This window comes from Tateyamaria sp. ANG-S1, assembly GCF_000814025.1.
Lineage (GTDB): Bacteria > Pseudomonadota > Alphaproteobacteria > Rhodobacterales > Rhodobacteraceae > Tateyamaria.
Genome location: NZ_JWLL01000005.1, coordinates 440,719 through 459,489, shown reverse-complemented (window position 1 = coordinate 459,489; position 18,771 = coordinate 440,719). Strand labels below are relative to the sequence as shown.

Sequence of the window (18,771 nt, the reverse complement as noted above, 5' to 3'; positions counted from 1 at the left end):
TTTGGCATAGATAGTGCACCGCGACACGCATTTGCGCAGGGCACATGGCAGGCAACCGCATCTCTTTCATCGACCGGATCGCGCACAAGCGGATGATGCGCCGCTGGGCGCGCGCCGCGCGGAATGCAAAGACCACGGATTTGGGTGAATTGCGCAGCCTGCGGTCTGCCGCGCGCCTGCTGCGCACGCATCTTGATCGGCTGATCCACCGCGCCGACGAACGGCTTGGACTGCCTGCCATCGGATCTTCGGCCTTTCCCCACCCGCACAACACCGAATGGTCATGGCGGCCTGAGCTGTGGCGCGGATCACTGGGCACCCCCGGCATGTCTTCGGTTCAGACAAAGTCGATGCTGGGCAGTGAGGTGACGCTGTTTCACGACTGCGAATTCAGCGAGATGACCCTGCGCCAATTGCGCAACCGGCGCGAGGAAGACCTTGCGCCCTACGGTGTCCGGCTCGACGTTTTCAAATTCGACGGCTCGTTCCTGTCGCTTGTGGTCAACTTGCCCGGCGACGCCGTCAACGGCCTGACCAAGAACCACCTGCTGGGCATGAACACCATTGTGGAGATGGAAAAACCCATCGAAATCTTTGCCCGGCTCAACGTCCGCCACGGTCCCAACACCGAACAAATCGTGCGCGAGTTGCCGCTGCACGAGGCGGACGTGACGGTCGAGTTTGACCTCGCCTATTCCAAGCTGAACGAGAAGCGGGTGGAAGGGGCCTGGATCGACCTCATCTTTGAAGGGCCGGAAATGAACCAGGTCACGCTGCGCGATCTGACCTTCTCGCGCCGCCCGCGCGCGGCACTGTGATGAAAGGGACCGCATGAGCACACTGACCCTGACCCCGATCAAGATGCAGCACGGGATCTGGCAGGCCCGGATCCAGCAAAACGGAACCGGCGTGCCCCAGATCAAGGTGACGCATCAGGAAACCGAAGTGCCGGACGTGCAGGTGACCGAACAGGGCGAAAATGGCGGATGGCTGTTGCAAGTCCCGATTCCGGCAGAGGCCATCGCCGATGGTGTTCAGGTCTTTGTCATCACCGACGGGACCGATGACGAAAAGTTGGGCGACTTCACATTGATCGCGGGCGAAGCCCTTGGCGACGACATCCGCAACGAAGTAGCGCTTCTGCGCGAAGAGCTGGACATGCTCAAACGTGCCTTCCGCCGCCACTGCATAGAAACCACCTAGCGCAGCAGGGCCGAGGCCCACGCCTCAAGGAAAAGCGCGCGCTTCAGACGGTCCAGATATACGAGCAATCCAGGGTCCAGGCTGACCACGCTCAACATTTGCGCCTCTGCATCCCGCAGGGAAGGCAGCGGAAAGCCCGGCCGATCCTGCGCCGCCCACGCGCCAGACGTCAGATACGCCACAAGCGCCGCCGCCGTCTCACCCAGTTCTGTCGTATCGAGCACAAGCGCCGTACGCATCATCGTCGTGGCAAAATCCTCGGGCGTGATGACGGCGACCTTGTCCAGCGTCTCGGGCCGCGTCTGTGTGTAGCTGCCCAGCACGTTGTAGGCGACGAACAACTCACCCGACGCCAAGTCGTCGATCATATCACCCGAACAACAGTAGAGCCGGGCATCAAGGTTCCCGAACACCTCCATCAACCGCCAGAACGTCTCGGACGTGCGGGCATCCTGTGTGGCAAACAAGTACCCCAGCCCCGACAACCGCACATCGTAGGTCCCCAACCGCCCGCGAAAACGCTCCGGCTCTGCGCGCAAGGCCTCGATCAACTCCTGCCGCGTCGTGGGCATCTTGCGCCCCTCGAATGCCGCACGGTTCAGCACCATGGTCGCAGGCTCCAGCGTGAACCCGAACAGGCTTTGGCGCCATTGGGTATCACTGCTGCGCGCCAGCCCCGGTAACCGCCGCGCGAGCCCATCATTGGCCAGCTTCAATTGCAGGTCCATGGCGCTGGAAATCACCACGTCAAAGCAGTCGGGACAGTCCTCAATCAACGTCACAATGTCCGCCGAACCCGCGACGGCATAGTCGATAGATACAGACGGATTGCGGGCGATGAACCCTTCGAGAATGGGCGCGAAAATATCCGTATCCGTGCTCGACAATACGCGCAGGGTCACGCCGTTCTCGCCATGAAAGGTCTGCCGGTCTTCCAGTTCCGCAGCAGCGGCCAGACTGGCCCAAAGGCACAGGATCACAAATACAAAGTTGCGCACGCCCCGCCCCCCTCGACATTCGCCAATTCCAACCGTCCCCCATGCGCCTCCGCCACATCCCGCGCGATGGTCAGGCCCAGACCCGAGCCCACCGTATCGCCCGCATTGGCCCCCCGCTGAAACCGCTGGGACAACTCCGCAATCTGCGCAACAGGGAACCCGGCCCCCTCGTCACACACGACAATCGCCACCGGATCCGCCTGCACCTCGATCCGCACGGCCCCCTCGGCCGGGGAATACTTCAGCGCATTGTCGATCAGGTTGCGCACGGCGTTCTGGATCAGGATCGGGTCAGCCTGCACAACGACAGGCCCATCCGCCTGCAAAACCAGTTCCAGATCCTTCATCTCGGCCACCGGGGTCAGCCGATCCACCAACTCGCGGCAAATCCCGACCAGATCAACCGCGCTCCGCTCCATCTGATCACCACGAAAGCTGACCATGGCATGGTCCAAAAGCTGCCCCGCCGCGCGGCTGCTTTCGTCGATGGCCCGGATCATGGACCGCAAGGCCGCGCGATTCTCATCCCGATCCACCCGCATCAGCGTCGCCTCTGCGTGAGTGCGCACGGTGGCCAGCGGCGTCCGCACGCGATGCGCCGCCTCGGCAATAAAGGTCTCGGACTGGGTGAGCGACGCATTCAGCCGGGTCATCAGTGAATTGAGGGAGGTCACAAGCGGCGACAGCTCGGTCGGCACCGCCCGCACCACGGGCCGCAGATCCCGCGGCCCCCGCCGCGCCACAGCCTCCGCCATCTGGCTCAGCGGGCGCATGGTGGATCGCGATGTCCACAATGCCATACCCGCCGCCAATACGAAAAACGCACCGCCAAACAACGCCGCATTCACCGAAATCGCCCACAATGTTCCCGCCAGACTATCCCGCGTCTGCGCCACACTCACAGTCAGCATCACCGGCGCGGGACTGGCAGGCAAAACCCGCGTCAAGCGGGCCAAACGCAGATCAGTCCCGGCAAAGCCAACCGTATCGAACACAGGTCCGGCCATCGCAGCAAACGGCCCCTCGACCAAGCCATCATACCCAGTCAGCAACTCCGCACCCTGATGGATGGCATAAAAAACCCGGTCATCGGCGGCCGTGTCCAGCATGGCAAACGCGGCATAGGGCACGTCCACCTCCACCTGCCCCTCGCGCACCACCGCCGCATCCATAAGAGATGTCAGCGACGCCTCAAGTATCCGGTCCTGCCCCTGCTGCGCGATCTGCTGGGCGTAGGTGCGGACCACCAGATAAAACAGCACCGCCAACACCGCCGCCCCACCGATCAGGGTCCAGGTCAGCCGACGGCGCAGGGATGTCGCCCTACCCCTCATCCAACCGGTACCCCAGACCCCGATGGGTCGAAATGGTCAGGCTCGACGGCTCCAGATGCTTGCGCAGCCGCCCCACATAAACCTCGATCGCGTTCTCGGTCACCGTCCCATCATAGGAAAACAACCGATCCACCAGCTTGTCCTTGGAAAAGATCTGGCCCGGCGCGTTCATGAACAGCTCCAGCAGGCGCAGTTCCCGATTGCGCAAGGTCACCTCGGCCTCGCCAATGCGCAAAACAGACGCCACCGGATCCAGCGCCGCATCGCCCCGCCGAATGACCGTCTGCGCCGATCCCGTGCGCCGGCGCAAAACAGCCCGACACCGCGCCTGCAACTCGGCATGATCAAACGGCTTCGTCAGGTAATCATCCGCCCCCAGATCCAGCATGCTCACCCGATCCGACACCTCGGACCGAGCGGTGAGCACAATGACCGGCGTATCCCCCGCCTGCGCCCGATGACGCTCAAGAAAGGCACGCCCGTCGCCATCCGGCAGCATGATGTCCAGCAGGATCAGATCGTACTCCCCCACGCTCAAAAAGTCCGACCCTTCCGACAATGTACAGGCGTGGTCGATCACATGCCCATCCAGACGCATCCGGGTACACAGCGCGCCCGCAAGTTCGGCATTGTCCTCGATCAGCAGGTATTTCATCCGATCCGCCCCTGTTGCGGCTCCATGACAGGTCTGTGTCAGGTTCGCATGTTTTCAGGGCAACATTCGCGTGAAAGCGCGCGAAGTCAAATGGGAGGACACCAATGAAATCATTGGCAATGGGCCGCAGGGCCCTGCTTGGCGCAGCTATGGCATTTGGCCTGGGTGGCGCAGCATTCGCAGACGGCCATCAGGTCGTCGACAGCATCCACTTCCTGATCCCCGGCGGCGCCGGTGGCGGTTGGGACGGCACCGCGCGCGGCACCGGTGAGGCGCTGACAGGTGCGGGCCTTGTCGGCAACGCATCGTTCGAAAACATGTCGGGCGGCGGCGGTGGCAAGGCCATCGGCTACCTGATCGAAAACGCAGACAGCAACCATGGCACGCTGATGGTCAACTCGACCCCCATCGTGATCCGCTCGCTGACAGGCGTGTTCCCGCATAACTTCCGCGATCTGACGCTGGTCGCTGGCACCATCGGTGACTACGCCGCCATGGTGGTGGGCAAGGACAGCCCCATCAACTCGATGGAAGACCTGCTGGCCGCCTATGATGCGGACCCCAACAGCACCGCCATCGGCGGTGGTTCGGTTCCCGGCGGCATGGACCACCTCGTGGCGGCCATGGTGATGGAAGCTGCAGGCAAGGACGCGCTGGGCGTGAAATACATCCCCTATGACGCGGGCGGCAAAGCCATGGCGGCGCTCCTGTCGGGTGAAATCGCAGCACTCTCCACCGGCTTTTCCGAAGCGGTTGATCTGGCCAACGCAGGCGAAGTGAAGATCATCGGCGTGACAGCACCAGAGCGCGTGGACGCAGCCCCCGACGCCATGACCATGAAAGAGCAAGGGATCGACACCGAGTTCGTGAACTGGCGCGGTTTCTTTGGCGCCCCGGGTCTGCCCGAAGACAAGCTGGCCATGTACCAGGACGCGCTGACCAAGATGTATGACACCCCGGAGTGGGAAGACGTGCGTGCGCGCAACGGTTGGGTCAACATCCACAACAACGGGGACGAGTTCAAAGCCTTCCTCGAAGATCAGGAACAGGTCATCGGCGACCTGATGAAGAAGCTCGGCTTCCTCTGATCTGATCGCTCTTGGGTGTGGGGCTGGCATGGTCCCACACCTGCCAAAAACGGGCGAAATCCGTTAAGATTAAGTAAAATTAACCCTTTTCTTCAATGAAATCAGGGGTGTCCCCGCGGGGACAGATCAATCGGGGGGACATCATGGCACTCGATCGCTGGATCGGACTGATCCTTTTGGGCATCTTCGCCGCCTACGGCTACGCCGCGTGGTTCACCATGGACGGCAGCCTGGCTCCTTTCATGCAGCGCAATCCCATCTGGCCCTCGACCTTCCCCAAGGTGCTGAGCGTCATGGGCATCATCGTCGGTCTGATCATCGTACTCGGGCTTGAGAAGTCCGACAAACCGCGCGAGGAAAACCCCTCCGTCATCGTCTACCGCCAGCTCAAGGAGTTCAAACTCGGCCAGGCCGGTCTGCTCCTCGGTCTCATGGTCGCATATGCCCTGCTCCTCCGCCCCGCCGGGTTCATCATCGCCACCGTCGGCTTCCTCGTCATGGGCTCCGTGATCCTCGGCGAACGCCGCTGGATCACGATGATCGTGGTCGCGGGCATCGCCACCGGCGTCGTCTGGTATCTCGTGCAGGTCGTCCTTGGCATCTTCCTGCGCCCGTTGCCTGCATTCATGGGGGTGTAAAGACATGCTCGAAGGTATCCTGATCGGCCTGCAAACGGCCTTCTCCCTCCAGAACCTCTTGATGGTCATCGGCGGCTGCCTGATCGGCACATTCATCGGCATGCTGCCCGGCCTTGGCCCGATGTCGATCATTGCCATCATGATCCCCGTCGCCATCTCGCTCGGCGACCCCTCCGCCGCCCTCATCCTGCTCGCGGGCGTTTACTACGGCGCGATCTTCGGCGGCTCGACCTCATCCATCCTGCTCAACGCGCCAGGGGTCGCGGGCACGGTGGCGACCAGCTTTGATGGCTACCCGATGGCCCGCGACGGCAAGGCGGGCAAAGCGCTCACCATCGCCGCTATCGCGTCCTTCTGCGGCGGCTCCATCGGAGCCATCCTGTTGATGATCTTTGCGCCGATGCTGTCGTCGGTCGCGCTGCTGTTCCACTCGGCCGAATACTTCGCGCTTATGGTCGTCGGCCTTTCGGCCATCGCGGCCTTCGCTGGCACGGGCCAAGTGGCAAAAGCGATCATGATGACCCTGCTTGGCCTTATCATGGCGACAGTGGGCGAAGGTGCACTGTTCAACATGCCCCGCTTCACCATGGGCCTGATGGACCTGCAATCGGGCTTTGCCTTCATCACGCTTGCCATGGCCATGTTCGCATTGCCCGAAGCGCTGTACCTCGTAATGGACCCCAGCCGTTCCAAGACTGGCCAGTCCGGAGACATCAAGGACCTACGGATCACAAAAGACGAGGCAAAATCCATCGCGCCGGTCGTTGGCCGTCAGTCCCTGCAAGGCTTCTTCATCGGTGTCCTGCCGGGCGCAGGCGCGACCATCGCCTCATTCCTCGGCTATGCGGTTGAACGCAACATCGCGCCCGAGAAGGAGAAGCAAGAGTTCGGCAAAGGCTCCGTCAAAGGCCTCGCCGCGCCGGAGACCGCCAATAACGCCGCCTGCACCGGATCGTTTGTACCGCTTCTGACCCTCGGCATCCCCGGCTCAGGCACCACGGCGATCCTACTCGGCGCGCTCATCGCACTGAATGTAACACCCGGCCCACGCCTGATGGTCGACGACCCGCAGATCTTCTGGGCCGTTATTATCTCGATGTATATCGGCAACCTGATCCTTCTGATCCTGAACCTGCCGCTGATCCCCTATATCGCGAAAATCCTTGCGGTGCCGCGCAACTTCCTGATCCCCTTCATCCTCTTCTTCACACTGATGGGGGCCTATATCGGGCAGAACAACGCGACCGAACTGCTGCTGCTCGTCGGCTTCGGCATCTGCGCCACGATCCTGCGCTTTGCGGACTACCCGCTTGCTCCACTGTTGATCGGCTTCATCCTTGGCGGGATGCTTGAGGACAACTTCAGCCGGTCCATGCAACTTTATGACGGGATCAGCTTTATCTGGGAACGCCCAATGACGCTGGGCTTGTTGGTTATCGCCTGCTTGCTGGTCATCCTGCCCAGCTACCGCGCGCGGCGCGCCCGGGCGCGGGCGGCCGGGGTGGCGGATGGGGATTGATCCCCACGGGTACGGCGAGGTGAACCCCCGCCCTGCCCCGTTGGACGGAGTCCGCGTTCTTGATCTAACCAACGTTCTGGCAGGGCCGTTTTGCTGCCACCAACTGGCGCATATGGGCGCCGAAGTGATCAAGGTCGAAGCGCCGGGGCGCGGTGATCTGGCCCGCCAATTGGGTGCCGATCCCGAGTTGAATGCGAAGGGGATGGGGGTGTCTTTCCTTGCACAGAATGCAGGGAAAAAATCCGTCACATTGAACTTCAAGCATCCCGAAGGAAAGGCGCTGTTTCTACGGCTGGTCGAGACGGCAGATGTCGTGGTCGAGAACTTTCGCCCGGGTGTGATGACGCGATTGGGCCTTGGGTATGAGGTTCTGAAAGGGCACAAACCCGATCTGATCTACTGCGCCATCTCGGGTTTTGGGCAGGACGGACCGTGGGTGGATCGCCCGGCTTACGACCAGATTGTGCAGGGCGTTTCGGGCGTCATGTCGATCACCGGAGATGGCGACAGCGCGCCCTTGCGCGTGGGCTATCCGGTCGCCGACACGGTTGGCGGGATGACGGCGGCCTTTGCTGTGGCATCGGCCCTGAACGCGCGTCCCCGTGGGGCGTTTATCGACTGCTCGATGCTGGAAAGCGTGTTGGCGACAATGGGGTGGGTTGTCTCTAATCACGTGATTGCGGGTGTTGAGCCGGGGGCCAATGGGAACGAGAATCCTACCTCTGCCCCGTCGGGGACGTTTCGGACGGGTGACGGGCTGATCAATATCGCGGCGAACAAGGATGAGCAGTGGGTTTTGCTGACGGACTTCCTGGGCTTGGCTGCGCTGCGAGACAAGCCGGAGTACCACACGAGGGAAAATCGCAAACGGAACCGTATGGAATTGCGTTCGGAGATTGAAGATGCGCTGGCGGATCGCTCGGCGCGGGACTTGGCGCAGGCGTTGAACGCCATCGGTGTGCCCGCCGGAGCCGTGATGTCGGTGCCAGACGTGCTGGCGCATCCACAGGTGGCGGAGCGCGGTTTGATGACCCACTATGCAGATGTGCCCGGTGTGGGGCACGACATTGAGGTCGTTAATACCGGCGTCAAATTAGATGGGACCCCGTTGAAAGTAGCGACACCACCACCACAGCTTGGAGAGCATGCGGGCGAAGTTTGGAGAAGTTTGGGGCTGAGCGTTGAGGACATCGCCGCGCTGGCGGACAAGGGGGCGATATGAGTGACGTTTCTGATTGGTGGTCCACTGACATTATCGACATGGCGCCCGGGCAGATCCGGATGCGTGGGCATCCGATTGAGGACCTGATCGGCAACGTCAGCTTTCCCCAGATGATCTGGCTGATGGTGCGAGGGGACATGCCATCCGAGGCTCAGGCCAAGCTGTTCGAGGCAGCGCTGGTCGCAGCGGTCGATCATGGGCCACAAGCGCCTTCAATTGCTGCGGCGCGGATGGCGGTGACGTGCGGATTGCCGTTGAACGGCGCCATCGCATCGGCGGTGAACATGCTTGATGACGTGCATGGAGGGGCAGGCGAGCAGGCGGTGGAGTTGTACCATCTGGTTGAGGCGTCGGATGCGCCGCTGACCGATGTGCTGGATACTTGGCGGGCGGAGCACGGTCCGTTTTTGCCGGGCTTTGGCCATCGGTTTCACAAGCCGGTTGATCCACGCGCGCCACGGCTTTTGGCGCTTGTCGATGATGCCAAGACATACGGTATCGTATCCGGACGTTATGCTGCGGTGGCGCGCAGCATTGAAATGGCGCTTGCCGCAGAAAAGGGCAGGCCTGTGCCGATGAACATTGACGGAGCGACGGCTGTGATTTTTGCTGAGTTGGGCTTTCCCGCGCCACTGGCGCGCGGGCTGTTTTGCCTGTCCCGCAGCGTCGGTGTTCTGTCTCATGCGTGGGAACAGCAACAGCAAGGGGGTCGCAACAAGGGCCCGACCCCGCCGGACTATCGCTGGACCTATTCCGGCCCTAATCCGATCACGGACTAGCGGCCCATCCAACCACCATCGACCAGCATAACGTGGCCGTGCATGTAAGCGGAGGCATCGGAGGCGAGGAAGACAGCCGGGCCCTTGAAGTCGTCCGGTTTGCCCCATCGACCTGCCGGAATACGTTCTAGTATGGATTTGGATCGCACGGGGTCGTTGCGCAGCGCTTCGGTGTTGTCGGTGTCGATATAGCCGGGGGCGATGGCGTTGACGTTTACGCCCTTGCCTGCCCATTCGTTAGCAAAAGCCATAGTGAGCTGGCCAATCCCACCTTTGGACGCCGCATAGCCCGGCACTGTGATCCCGCCTTGGAACGTGAGCAGAGAGGCGGTGAAGATAATCTTACCCGATCCGCGCGCGACCATAGTTTTCCCGACCTCGCGGGTGAGGATGAACTGCGCGTTCAGGTTCACCTCGATCACCGTATCCCACATGTCGTCGGGATGGTCGGCGGCGGGGGTGCGCAGGATCGTGCCCGCGTTGTTGATCAGGATGTCTATCTGCGGGTGGTCTTGCAGGACTTGGGCGGCAAAGGCTTTGACGGCGCTGCGGTCAGAGAAGTCGCAGGCGTATGGTGCGAATTTACGACCCATAGCTTCGACGGTTTGCTGTATGTCTGAGCCCGGTTCGAGGGTTGCGCTGACGCCGATGATGTCGGCGCCGGCTTCGGCAAGGGCTTCGGCCATCCCGCGTCCAATCCCACGTTTTGCGCCGGTGACGAGGGCGGTTTTGCCGGTGAGGTCGAAACTGTCGAGAACTGGCATTTACAGGCCCTCCGTCACGCGGATCATGGATTTCATGGCGTTGGGGTTCTCGGTGAGCATTTTGAACGCGCCCTCGATGTCGTTCAGCCCCTGAATGTCGGTGATAAAGGCGTCGCAATCGACGACGCCTTTGGCGAGCAGGTCCATGGCCTTGTCGTAGTCTTCAGGCCGGTAGACACGGGCACCGATCAGGTCGAGCTCGCGCCAGAAGAACTGAAACATGTCGATCTGGGGTTTACTGGCGTGGATGGCGACCATGACAATACGCCCTCGTGTGGAAGCAGCAGCGGTCATCAAATCGACGCCAGGTTGGCTGCCAGACACTTCGAAGACGACGTCGGCCCCCTTGCCGCCCGTGGCGTCGTGCATCGCCTTGGCGACATCGGTGGTTTTGGGGTCCATGGTCGTGAAGCCGACCTTCTCCGCGAAAGCGAGGCGGTTGTCGTTGATCTCGGCCACCGTGACGTTCGCGCCCGCGTTGCGCGCGGCCATAGCAACGAGCATGCCGATGGGGCCGCCGCCAATGACAAGGACGTCTTCGCCCGGCTGGACCTTGCCGCGGTCGACGTCGTGGACAGCCACAGCGAGCGGTTCGATGAGGGCAGCGTGGGCGAGGTTGAGGTCTTTGGGGAGGATATGGACCGTGTGGGCGGGGACGTTCCATTTTTGCTGGAATGCCCCGTCGCTGTCGATGCCGATGAATTTCAGGTTGTGGCAGATGTGCTCGTGCCCGGCTTTGCACGCCGGGCATACGCCGCAGTGATCGAGTGGACGGACGACGATGGGTTGGCCTGCCGTGAACCCTTCGACACCTTCACCGATGGCTGCGATGACGCCTGACATCTCGTGCCCGATGGTCCGCTCAAAGCCGACGCGCCCGTCCATGTGACCGAGGTAGATATGCAGGTCAGTGCCGCAAATCCCGCAATAGGCGACGTCGATCTGTACCTGACCGGGGCCGGGCTGGGGTGTTTCGACCGCCTCGACCGTGAAGTGTTTGCCGCCGCGGTAGAACGCTGCCTGATGCGTCATGGGTGCTGTCCTCTCTCCCTGTTGGCGCGACTGTGGACCGGAGGGAAAGGGGCGATCAAGGGCTAGGGTGAATTTCGTGAAACCGGAATCTCAAGACTTGGCGCAGAGGGTTCTGGCGGCGTCCACGATGCCGTCTGTCGATGGGAGTGTGGCAGCATAGGCGGGGCCAGTGGCGATGAAGCAATCCTCGGCCGTGATGCGGGCGATGTTTGGGATGCCTGCGTCGGTGAAGAGGGTCATGAGCGCCTCGGACTGGCTGCCGGTCCGGCGGCATTCGTCTACGATGAGAGCGGCGCGGCACGCTTGGGCCTGTTCGATCAGGGCAGCTTCGGGCATGGGTGCGAGCCAGCGCATGTCGATGATGCGCGCATTGATGCCCTCGCTGCGCAGGCGCTTGGCGGCTTGTTCCGACAGGTACCGTCCGTTTCCGTATGTTATGATGGCGAGATCCGTTCCATTTCCACTGACCCCGACCTCGCCCAGCGCGATCCGTTCGTCGGGCGCAGGGTAGGTCGACATCCACGCTCTGTCGCCTTCGGTTTGCAGGTCACGCATGGGGTAGAGGGCTATGGGTTCGATGAAGACCACGACGCGCTGCTCTTCGCGGGCCAGCCGCACCGCTTCGCGGAGCATCTTGGCCGCGTCATCGCCGCGCGAGGGGCAAGCGATGACGATGCCAGGGATGTCACGCAGGACGGCAAGGGAGTTGTCGTTGTGGAAGTGGCCGCCGAAGCCGCGCTGATAGCCCAGACCGGCGATTCGCAGGACCATGGGGTTGGCGTATTGGCCGTTGGAGAAGAAGGGGAGTGTGGCCGCCTCGCCCCTCAACTGATCCTCGGCATTGTGGAGGTAAGCAAGAAACTGAATTTCGGGGATCGGGATGAAGCCGTTGTGGGCCATGCCGATGGCAAGGCCGAGGATGGATTGTTCGTCGAGTAGTGTGTCGATGACGCGGTGGGGGCCGAAGCGGGATTGCAGTTTCTGTGTCGCGCCGTAGACGCCGCCCTTTTTGCCGATGTCCTCGCCTGCCATGACGATTTCGGGGTGTTCGAGCATGAGGTCGGTGAGGGCCCAAGAGATCAGTTTGCTCATCACCTGCGGTTCTTCGCTGCTGCGCAGGTCGGTGCCGAAGATTTTGCTGCGTTGCAAGGTGGACGGGCCGTTCGTGGGCGCGCATGTGCGCTTTGGCGGGATCAGGCTGGCACTGACATCTGCGGCAATTTGCAGACGGGGGCGTTTCGTCGCCTTGGCGGAGAGCACTTCGCACTCTTTGCCTATCTCTGCATAAAGGGCCAACGCGTCCTCGGGCGTGGACGCACCGATGTCGCGCAAAAGACGGACCGTGTGAAGGAGCGGGTCGTTGCCCTCATCAGCTTCGATCTGAGCCTTGGCACGGTAGGTCGCCTCGACGTCGGAGCCCGCGTGTCCATAGAGCCGCACGGTCCGGATGTGCAGGAAGGCGGGGCGTTTGTGCCGCCGGACGAACGCAGCCACCTCAGCCGCGACGCGCGCGGTTTCCGCGACATTGAGGCCGTCACAGGCGAAATAGGTCAGGCCCGGCTTGGCGGAGAAGTTGGCGGCGATCCAGCCGGAGGGTGTGGGGGTCGATATGCCAATTCCATTGTCCTCGCACACGAACAGCAGGGGCAGCGGTACGTTTTGGAAGCTGGTCCAGCAGGCGGTGTTAATCGCGCCCTGGGCCGTGGAGTGGTTGGCAGAGGCATCGCCGAAACTGCACATGATGATCGCGTCATCGGGCAGGTGCGCGTGTTCCGGGCGCTGCCGTTTGGAAAGGCCAATGGAATAGGCAGCGCCCACCGCCTTGGGCAGATGGCTCGCGATTGTCGAGGTTTGGGGCGGGATGTTGAGTGCCTTGGACCCGAGCACCTTATGGCGACCGCCGGACATTGGGTCCTCAGAGGACGCCGCAAAGCTGAGCAGGATGTCCCATGCGGGGTTCTGATCGGGCACCTGCCCCGCGCGCGCGATCTGAAACGCCGCGTCGCGGTAATGCAGGAACGCCATATCGGTGGGGCGCAGGGCGTGGGCAACGCCCGCCATCCCCTCATGCCCGCTGGAGCCGATGGTGTAGTATCCCTGCCCTGCCTTCTGCATCGCACGACTGGTGCGGTCGAGTTGCCGGGACAGGCATTGCGCGCGGTAGAGAGACAGAAGCACGTCGGGCTCCATGTCGCCTGCGCCCTCGCCCGAAGGCAGATCGCTGGCCTTGAGCCGCCGGTGGAAGTTGTCGTGAACAATTGCGGCGCGGTCCATGGCGGGGTCCGTATCAAGTGGCTGATGTGGCGACATAGAACCTTGCCGGTGCGGAATGGTCCAGTGGGCGTGATAAAGCGTTACAAATTTTCCACCAATCAAGCATCTGTGTAACATTTATGATTGATCGGAATCGGCGACTGCCCTACTTTCCCGTCAGGAGGAGTTTCATGGACGCATGGATTTGTGACGCGCAGCGCACGCCTATCGGGCGATATGGCGGTGCTTTGTCCGGCGTTCGGGCCGATGATCTGGCGGCAGCGCCGATTGCTGCCTTGATGGCGCGCAATCCGGATGTTGACTGGGCCGCCATCGATGATGTCGTCATGGGCTGCGCCAATCAGGCGGGCGAGGACAATCGCAATGTGGCGCGTATGGCCGGATTGCTGGCGGGTCTGCCGGTGGATGTGCCGGGGATAACGGTGAACCGGCTGTGTGCGTCGGGCATGGACGCCGTCGGCATCGCGGCGCGTGGGATCAAGGCGGGCGACATGGATATGGTCATCGCCGGCGGGATCGAAAGCATGAGCCGCGCGCCTTTTGTCATGCCAAAGGCGGAAGCCGCGTTTTCGCGTGCAAATCAGGTGTACGACACAACCATCGGCTGGCGTTTTGTGAACCCGAAGATGAAGTCGGAATATGGCATCGATTCCATGCCGCAGACCGCTGACAACGTTGCGGCTGACTGGAAGGTCGAGCGCGAGGCGCAGGATGCCTTTGCCACCCGGTCGCAGGCGCGTTGGGCTGCGGCACACGAGGCTGGCGCCTTTGCCGAGGAAATTGCGCCGGTGACGATCCCGCAGCGCAAGGGCGAGCCGGTTTTGGTGGATACGGATGAGCACCCGCGCCCCAGTACAAGTGCAGAGAAGCTGGCGGGCTTGCGTGGGATCAACGGGACAGAGTTGAGCGTGACGGCAGGCAATGCCTCCGGCGTGAATGACGGTGCGGCAGCGATGCTCATTGCCTCGACCGAGGCGGCAGAGGCGCAGGGCCTGACACCTATGGCGCGGATCGTTGGCATGTGCGCCGCCGGGGTTGAGCCGCGCGTGATGGGGATCGGGCCGGTGCCTGCATCGGAGAAGGTGCTGAAGCGCGCGGGCCTCAGCATCGACCAGATGGATGTGATAGAGTTGAACGAGGCCTTTGCTTCGCAGGGGCTGGCGACGCTGCGTAGCTTTGGGGTCGCCGATGACGATCCGCGCGTGAATGCGCAGGGCGGCGCCATCGCGATTGGGCATCCGCTGGGCATGTCAGGCGCACGGTTGGTGATGACCGCCGCCTATCAATTGAAACGCACCGGCGGCCGCTATGCCCTCTGCACCATGTGTGTGGGTGTGGGGCAAGGGGTCGCCATGATACTCGAAAGGGCTTGAGACGATGTATGCACAGATGATCACATCCGAAGCGACGCAGGACGATCCTGAAAAGCTGGCCGCATTTCAGGCGCGTATCGACGCAGGCGAAAAGATCGAGCCGAAGGATTGGATGCCCGCAGGCTATCGCAAGACGTTGATCCGACAGATCAGTCAACATGCGCATTCCGAGATTGTCGGCCAGCTGCCCGAAGGCAACTGGATCACACGTGCGCCCACGCTGGAACGCAAGGCGATCCTGCTGGCCAAGGTGCAGGATGAGGCCGGACATGGTCTGTACCTGTATTGCGCCGCCGAGACGCTGGGTGTGAGCCGCGATGAGCTGACCGAAATGCTGCTGGATGGGCGGATGAAGTACTCCTCCATCTTTGCGTATCCGACCCTAACATGGGCCGATATGGGTGCGGTTGGCTGGTTGGTTGATGGAGCCGCCATCATGAATCAAGTGCCGTTGCAGCGCACATCGTACGGCCCATATGCTCGGTCGATGGTGCGCATTTGCAAGGAAGAGTCGTTCCACCAGCGTCAGGGCTTCGACATCATGATGAAGATGGCGAACGGGACCGAAGCGCAGAAGCGCATGGCGCAGGATGCGCTGAACCGGTTCTGGTATCCGTCCCTTATGATGTTTGGTCCATCGGACAAGGAAAGCGTGCATTCCGAGCAATCGATGGCGTGGAAGATCAAGATGAATTCCAACGACGAGCTGCGCCAGAAATTCGTGGATCAGACGGTGCCGCAGGCGGAGTATCTGGGCCTCACGATCCCGGACGAGACGCTTGCATGGAACGAGGAAAAGGGCGGCTACGACTTTGCCGAGCCGGACTGGTCCGAGTTCTTTGACGTGCTGAAGGGCAACGGCCCCTGTTCGGTCGAGCGGATCGAGGCGCGGCAGAAAGCGTGGGACGATGGCGCATGGGTGCGCGAGGCGCGGCTGGCGCATGCCGCGAAAAAACGGGCAGCAAAGGTGGCGGCGGAATGAAACAGGAATGGCCCCTTTGGGAAGTGTTCATTCGCGGTCAGCACGGGCTGAGCCACCGGCATGTCGGCTCGCTTCATGCCGCTGATGCCGAGCACGCAATCCAAAACGCGCGCGACGTTTATACCCGTCGCAAGGAAGGGGTGAGCATCTGGGTGGTGCCTGCCGCCGACATCACGGCATCATCTCCCGACGACAAGGGGTCACTCTATGACCCGGCGGATGACAAGGTGTATCGCCACCCGACTTTCTTCGACATTCCTGATGATGTGGGGGCGATGTGAGCGTCCAGGGTCTCATCCGCATGGGGGACAACACACTGGTGCTGGGCCAGCGAGTGTCGGAATGGTGCGGCCATGCGCCGGCGCTGGAGGAAGACATTGCGCTCGCCAACACGGCGCTTGATTTGATCGGGCAAACGCAGCTTTGGCTTGGCCTTGCTGCTGAACGTGAGGGCAAGGGGCGGACTGCTGACACGCTCGCCTATCACCGCGATGCGTGGGACTTTCGCAACCTCTTGGTGGTCGAGCAGCCGAACCGGGATTTCGGCGTCACCATGATGCGGCAATTCCTGTTCGATGCGTGGCATCTGGAGGCGTTGAAGGCCTTAACCGAGCATGAGGATGCCGAGATTGCCGCCATCGCCCAGAAGTCTGTGAAAGAGGTGACGTATCATCGCGAACGCTCTTCCGATACCGTCATCGCGTTGGGCGACGGAACTGAGGAAAGCCATGAGCGGATGCAGGCGGCGTTGGATCGGCTATGGCCTTATGTGGGCGAGATGTTCAGCACGGATGAAGACGATCTGATGGACGTGTCGGCCCTGAGACCCGCATTTGACGCTTATTTAGAGACTGTTTTGGCGGAGGCGACCTTGTCACGCCCCGACAGTGACTTTGCGCATATGGGCGGCAAGACCGGGGCGCGGCATACCGAACATCTGGGCCACATGCTGGCGACGATGCAGGTGCTGCCCCGCAGCCACCCGGATGCGACATGGTGACGACGCGCGCATCGGTGGAAGAGGTCTGGACCTGGCTTGCAGCCATCCCGGACCCGGAAATCCCGGTCATCTCGCTGGTCGATCTGGGGATCATCCGGAACGTGCAGTGGCTGGACGACACGCTGGAAGTGACCGTGACCCCCACCTATTCCGGCTGCCCTGCCACCAGCATCATCAACATGGAGATTGAGACCGCGCTGCATGCGAAAGGGATCGAAAACCTGTCTCTAAAAAGGCAAATCGCCCCGCCCTGGACAACCGACTGGATGACGGACACCGGCAAGGCCAAGCTGGAGAGCTATGGCATCGCGCCACCGCAACCCGCGGGCGGGCCAAAGCGATGCCCTCGTTGCCAGTCGAGCCAGGTCGAGAAGATCAGCCAGTTCGGCTCGACCCCGTGCAAGGCGCAATGGCGCTGCACGGATTGCCTGGAACCCTTTGATTACTTCAAGTGCATTTAACGGAGGACTTGCCATGACCGATGTCACAGCATCCGCACGCGCGGTTGTCGAAGCCTATATCGAAGGCACCCGCACCCGCGACATCGACCTATTGAGAACCGTGTTTCACGATGGCGCCGTCATGACCGGCTGGCTCGGGCCGGACTTGCTACATGGCGGGCCGGAACCATTTTACGGCGCACTTGAGGCAAATGAGGTCGGCGACGACTACAGCGGTGAGATCACCGGGCTGAAGGTCGATGACAAGATCGCGACAGCCTCGATCACCGAACGCAACTTGCTGGGCATGTCCTTCGAAAATCACTTCCAGATCATTCAGCTGGATGACGGCACCTGGCGTATCTCAGCCAAGCTGTTCCGCCACTACTGACAGGCTGACCATGGCGCAATTCCACCCTCTGACTGTAACAGATATCCACCGCACGATCCGCGATGCGGTGGTGCTGACGCTGCAACCGGATGAACCGGATACCTTTCGTTTCACACCCGGCCAGTACCTGACCTTCAAACAGGATTTCGACGGGACCGAGCTGCGTCGGAACTATTCCATCTGCGCCGGGCTGGATGACGGCAAGCTGCAGGTTGGGGTCAAGCGCGTCGACGGCGGCGCATTTTCGACCTTTGCCAATACCGAGCTGCAGGTGGGCGACACGTTGCACGCCATGGCGCCGATGGGGCAGTTTGGCACCGAAATAAACCCTAACAAGTGCAAATCCTACCTTGGTTTTGCTGGTGGGTCCGGGATCACGCCAGTCCTATCGATCCTGAAAACCGTACTTGCGCGCGAGCCAGACAGCACATTTACCCTCGTTTATGCCAATCGGGCGGTCCACACGATCATGTTCCGCGAGGAACTGGAGGATCTGAAGAACCGCTACATGGGCCGCCTGACACTGATCCACGTGCTGGAAACCGGGCAGGACATCGACCTGTTTTCCGGCCGTGTCGATCAGGAGAAATGCGCGCTGCTCTTCAAATCCTGGATTGATGTTGGGGCGGTCGACACCGCCTTTATCTGCGGGCCAGAGCCGATGATGCTTGCCATTTCTGAGGCGCTGGAGACGCACGGGCTAACCAAGGATCAGATCAAATTCGAGCTCTTTGGCGCGGGCCAGCAGGGTCGTTTGGCAAAACAAGCCGTCAGCGCGCGGGCCGAGGGCGCGGCGGAAACGACCGTGCAGATCACGCTGGACGGTACAACACATCAGATGGAGATGGCCAAGGATTCGTCGGTGTTAGAGACTGCTTTGGCCAATTCCCTCGACGCGCCATTCGCCTGCAAAGCGGGCGTTTGTTCGACCTGCAAAGCCAAGGTGACGGACGGCGAATACGAGATGCTGACCAACCATGCGCTTGAGGATTACGAGGTCGAGGCAGGCTTTGTCCTGACCTGCCAGTGCTATCCGATCAGCGACACGCTCAGCATCGACTACGATCAACACTAGGGGG

Annotated in this window: 20 protein-coding genes; 14 read left to right on the top strand and 6 right to left on the bottom strand. The window is 61.7% G+C overall.

Annotation, left to right across the window (positions count from 1 at the left end):
* The first annotated feature begins 44 nt into the window (after positions 1 to 44).
* Both RA29_RS09560 and RA29_RS09555 read left to right on the top strand, forming a co-directional pair.
* Entirely contained in the window at positions 45 to 818 is a 774-nt protein-coding gene (locus RA29_RS09560) for a DUF6478 family protein (protein WP_039685241.1), read from the top strand.
* A 13-nt stretch (positions 819 to 831) separates the two neighbouring features.
* Complete coding sequence (locus RA29_RS09555) at positions 832 to 1,203, top strand: hypothetical protein (RefSeq protein WP_039685239.1); 372 nt, start codon at positions 832 to 834, stop codon at positions 1,201 to 1,203.
* On the opposite strand, the gene RA29_RS09550 is transcribed toward RA29_RS09555, so the two are convergent.
* The 3 genes from RA29_RS09550 to RA29_RS09540 are packed head-to-tail and all read right to left on the bottom strand — an operon-like array spanning position 1,200 to position 4,190.
* Positions 1,200 to 2,201, bottom strand: coding sequence for a substrate-binding domain-containing protein (locus RA29_RS09550; RefSeq protein WP_039685237.1), 1,002 nt, complete (start codon positions 2,199 to 2,201; stop codon positions 1,200 to 1,202). The two genes, RA29_RS09555 and RA29_RS09550, sit on opposite strands and share 4 nt — an antisense overlap.
* Positions 2,180 to 3,535 carry a sensor histidine kinase gene (locus RA29_RS09545; RefSeq protein WP_039685235.1) on the bottom strand — a complete coding sequence of 452 codons (1,356 nt, stop codon included), beginning with the start codon at positions 3,533 to 3,535 and terminating at the stop codon, positions 2,180 to 2,182. Before RA29_RS09545 ends, RA29_RS09550 begins: the two co-directional genes overlap by 22 nt.
* Positions 3,525 to 4,190 (bottom strand): response regulator transcription factor, encoded by a 666-nt coding sequence (locus RA29_RS09540; RefSeq protein ID WP_039685233.1) that lies wholly within the window; start codon positions 4,188 to 4,190, stop codon positions 3,525 to 3,527. Before RA29_RS09540 ends, RA29_RS09545 begins: the two co-directional genes overlap by 11 nt.
* Before the next feature lie 104 nt (positions 4,191 to 4,294).
* On the opposite strand from RA29_RS09540, the gene RA29_RS09535 reads away from it, so the two are divergent.
* From RA29_RS09535 to RA29_RS09515, 5 genes are all read left to right on the top strand, one after another.
* Positions 4,295 to 5,278, top strand: coding sequence for a tripartite tricarboxylate transporter substrate-binding protein (locus tag RA29_RS09535; RefSeq protein ID WP_039685232.1), 984 nt, complete (start codon positions 4,295 to 4,297; stop codon positions 5,276 to 5,278).
* Between the two features lie 143 nt (positions 5,279 to 5,421).
* A complete protein-coding gene (locus RA29_RS09530; protein ID WP_039685935.1) occupies positions 5,422 to 5,916 on the top strand; it encodes a tripartite tricarboxylate transporter TctB family protein in 495 nt (164 codons plus the stop codon).
* 4 nt (positions 5,917 to 5,920) lie between these two features.
* Entirely contained in the window at positions 5,921 to 7,435 is a 1,515-nt protein-coding gene (locus RA29_RS09525) for a tripartite tricarboxylate transporter permease (protein WP_039685230.1), read from the top strand.
* The gene (locus RA29_RS09520; RefSeq protein ID WP_052249570.1) at positions 7,425 to 8,657 is read left to right on the top strand and encodes a CoA transferase; all 1,233 of its coding nucleotides are present in this window, start codon (positions 7,425 to 7,427) and stop codon (positions 8,655 to 8,657) included. The genes RA29_RS09525 and RA29_RS09520 overlap by 11 nt, the downstream gene beginning before the upstream one ends.
* Complete coding sequence (locus RA29_RS09515; protein WP_039685228.1) at positions 8,654 to 9,436, top strand: citryl-CoA lyase; 783 nt, start codon at positions 8,654 to 8,656, stop codon at positions 9,434 to 9,436. The genes RA29_RS09520 and RA29_RS09515 overlap by 4 nt, the downstream gene beginning before the upstream one ends.
* On the opposite strand, the gene RA29_RS09510 is transcribed toward RA29_RS09515, so the two are convergent.
* From RA29_RS09510 to RA29_RS09500, 3 genes are all read right to left on the bottom strand, one after another.
* Positions 9,433 to 10,200 (bottom strand): SDR family NAD(P)-dependent oxidoreductase, encoded by a 768-nt coding sequence (locus RA29_RS09510; protein ID WP_039685226.1) that lies wholly within the window; start codon positions 10,198 to 10,200, stop codon positions 9,433 to 9,435. The genes RA29_RS09515 and RA29_RS09510 overlap by 4 nt on opposite strands.
* Positions 10,201 to 11,232, bottom strand: coding sequence for a (R,R)-butanediol dehydrogenase (locus RA29_RS09505; protein WP_039685224.1), 1,032 nt, complete (start codon positions 11,230 to 11,232; stop codon positions 10,201 to 10,203).
* Between the two features lie 90 nt (positions 11,233 to 11,322).
* Positions 11,323 to 13,506 carry an alpha-ketoacid dehydrogenase subunit alpha/beta gene (locus RA29_RS09500; RefSeq protein WP_039685223.1) on the bottom strand — a complete coding sequence of 728 codons (2,184 nt, stop codon included), beginning with the start codon at positions 13,504 to 13,506 and terminating at the stop codon, positions 11,323 to 11,325.
* Positions 13,507 to 13,676: 170 nt separating this feature from the next.
* On the opposite strand from RA29_RS09500, the gene pcaF reads away from it, so the two are divergent.
* From pcaF to RA29_RS09465, 7 genes are read left to right on the top strand one after another with little or no spacing between them, the layout of a single operon-like run.
* On the top strand, positions 13,677 to 14,879 hold the full coding sequence (pcaF, locus tag RA29_RS09495) for a 3-oxoadipyl-CoA thiolase (protein WP_039685222.1): 1,203 nt from the start codon (positions 13,677 to 13,679) through the stop codon (positions 14,877 to 14,879).
* A 4-nt stretch (positions 14,880 to 14,883) separates the two neighbouring features.
* A complete protein-coding gene (gene paaA, locus RA29_RS09490) occupies positions 14,884 to 15,861 on the top strand; it encodes a 1,2-phenylacetyl-CoA epoxidase subunit PaaA (RefSeq protein WP_039685221.1) in 978 nt (325 codons plus the stop codon).
* Positions 15,858 to 16,142, top strand: coding sequence for a 1,2-phenylacetyl-CoA epoxidase subunit PaaB (gene paaB, locus RA29_RS09485; RefSeq protein WP_039685220.1), 285 nt, complete (start codon positions 15,858 to 15,860; stop codon positions 16,140 to 16,142). Before paaA ends, paaB begins: the two co-directional genes overlap by 4 nt.
* Before the next feature lie 20 nt (positions 16,143 to 16,162).
* Positions 16,163 to 16,861: a 1,2-phenylacetyl-CoA epoxidase subunit PaaC gene (gene paaC, locus RA29_RS09480; RefSeq protein WP_039685218.1), complete on the top strand. Its 699-nt coding sequence runs from the start codon at positions 16,163 to 16,165 to the stop codon at positions 16,859 to 16,861.
* Complete coding sequence (gene paaD, locus RA29_RS09475; protein ID WP_082029493.1) at positions 16,855 to 17,322, top strand: 1,2-phenylacetyl-CoA epoxidase subunit PaaD; 468 nt, start codon at positions 16,855 to 16,857, stop codon at positions 17,320 to 17,322. Before paaC ends, paaD begins: the two co-directional genes overlap by 7 nt.
* A 13-nt stretch (positions 17,323 to 17,335) precedes the next feature.
* On the top strand, positions 17,336 to 17,692 hold the full coding sequence (locus tag RA29_RS09470; protein WP_039685217.1) for a nuclear transport factor 2 family protein: 357 nt from the start codon (positions 17,336 to 17,338) through the stop codon (positions 17,690 to 17,692).
* 10 nt (positions 17,693 to 17,702) lie between these two features.
* The gene (locus RA29_RS09465; RefSeq protein WP_039685216.1) at positions 17,703 to 18,767 is read left to right on the top strand and encodes a 2Fe-2S iron-sulfur cluster-binding protein; all 1,065 of its coding nucleotides are present in this window, start codon (positions 17,703 to 17,705) and stop codon (positions 18,765 to 18,767) included.
* The last annotated feature ends 4 nt before the right edge of the window (positions 18,768 to 18,771 follow it).

Coding starts and splice junctions, on each gene's coding strand:
- paaA (WP_039685221.1), top strand. CDS start 14,884: ATGTATGCACAGATGATCACATCCGAAGCGACGCAGGACGATCCTGAA.
- RA29_RS09545 (WP_039685235.1), bottom strand. CDS start 3,535: ATGAGGGGTAGGGCGACATCCCTGCGCCGTCGGCTGACCTGGACCCTG.
- RA29_RS09520 (WP_052249570.1), top strand. CDS start 7,425: ATGGGGATTGATCCCCACGGGTACGGCGAGGTGAACCCCCGCCCTGCC.
- RA29_RS09560 (WP_039685241.1), top strand. CDS start 45: ATGGCAGGCAACCGCATCTCTTTCATCGACCGGATCGCGCACAAGCGG.
- RA29_RS09500 (WP_039685223.1), bottom strand. CDS start 13,506: ATGGACCGCGCCGCAATTGTTCACGACAACTTCCACCGGCGGCTCAAG.
- pcaF (WP_039685222.1), top strand. CDS start 13,677: ATGGACGCATGGATTTGTGACGCGCAGCGCACGCCTATCGGGCGATAT.
- paaC (WP_039685218.1), top strand. CDS start 16,163: ATGGGGGACAACACACTGGTGCTGGGCCAGCGAGTGTCGGAATGGTGC.
- RA29_RS09540 (WP_039685233.1), bottom strand. CDS start 4,190: ATGAAATACCTGCTGATCGAGGACAATGCCGAACTTGCGGGCGCGCTG.
- RA29_RS09525 (WP_039685230.1), top strand. CDS start 5,921: ATGCTCGAAGGTATCCTGATCGGCCTGCAAACGGCCTTCTCCCTCCAG.
- RA29_RS09530 (WP_039685935.1), top strand. CDS start 5,422: ATGGCACTCGATCGCTGGATCGGACTGATCCTTTTGGGCATCTTCGCC.
- paaD (WP_082029493.1), top strand. CDS start 16,855: ATGGTGACGACGCGCGCATCGGTGGAAGAGGTCTGGACCTGGCTTGCA.
- RA29_RS09515 (WP_039685228.1), top strand. CDS start 8,654: ATGAGTGACGTTTCTGATTGGTGGTCCACTGACATTATCGACATGGCG.
- RA29_RS09555 (WP_039685239.1), top strand. CDS start 832: ATGAGCACACTGACCCTGACCCCGATCAAGATGCAGCACGGGATCTGG.
- paaB (WP_039685220.1), top strand. CDS start 15,858: ATGAAACAGGAATGGCCCCTTTGGGAAGTGTTCATTCGCGGTCAGCAC.
- RA29_RS09470 (WP_039685217.1), top strand. CDS start 17,336: ATGACCGATGTCACAGCATCCGCACGCGCGGTTGTCGAAGCCTATATC.
- RA29_RS09465 (WP_039685216.1), top strand. CDS start 17,703: ATGGCGCAATTCCACCCTCTGACTGTAACAGATATCCACCGCACGATC.
- RA29_RS09505 (WP_039685224.1), bottom strand. CDS start 11,232: ATGACGCATCAGGCAGCGTTCTACCGCGGCGGCAAACACTTCACGGTC.
- RA29_RS09535 (WP_039685232.1), top strand. CDS start 4,295: ATGAAATCATTGGCAATGGGCCGCAGGGCCCTGCTTGGCGCAGCTATG.
- RA29_RS09510 (WP_039685226.1), bottom strand. CDS start 10,200: ATGCCAGTTCTCGACAGTTTCGACCTCACCGGCAAAACCGCCCTCGTC.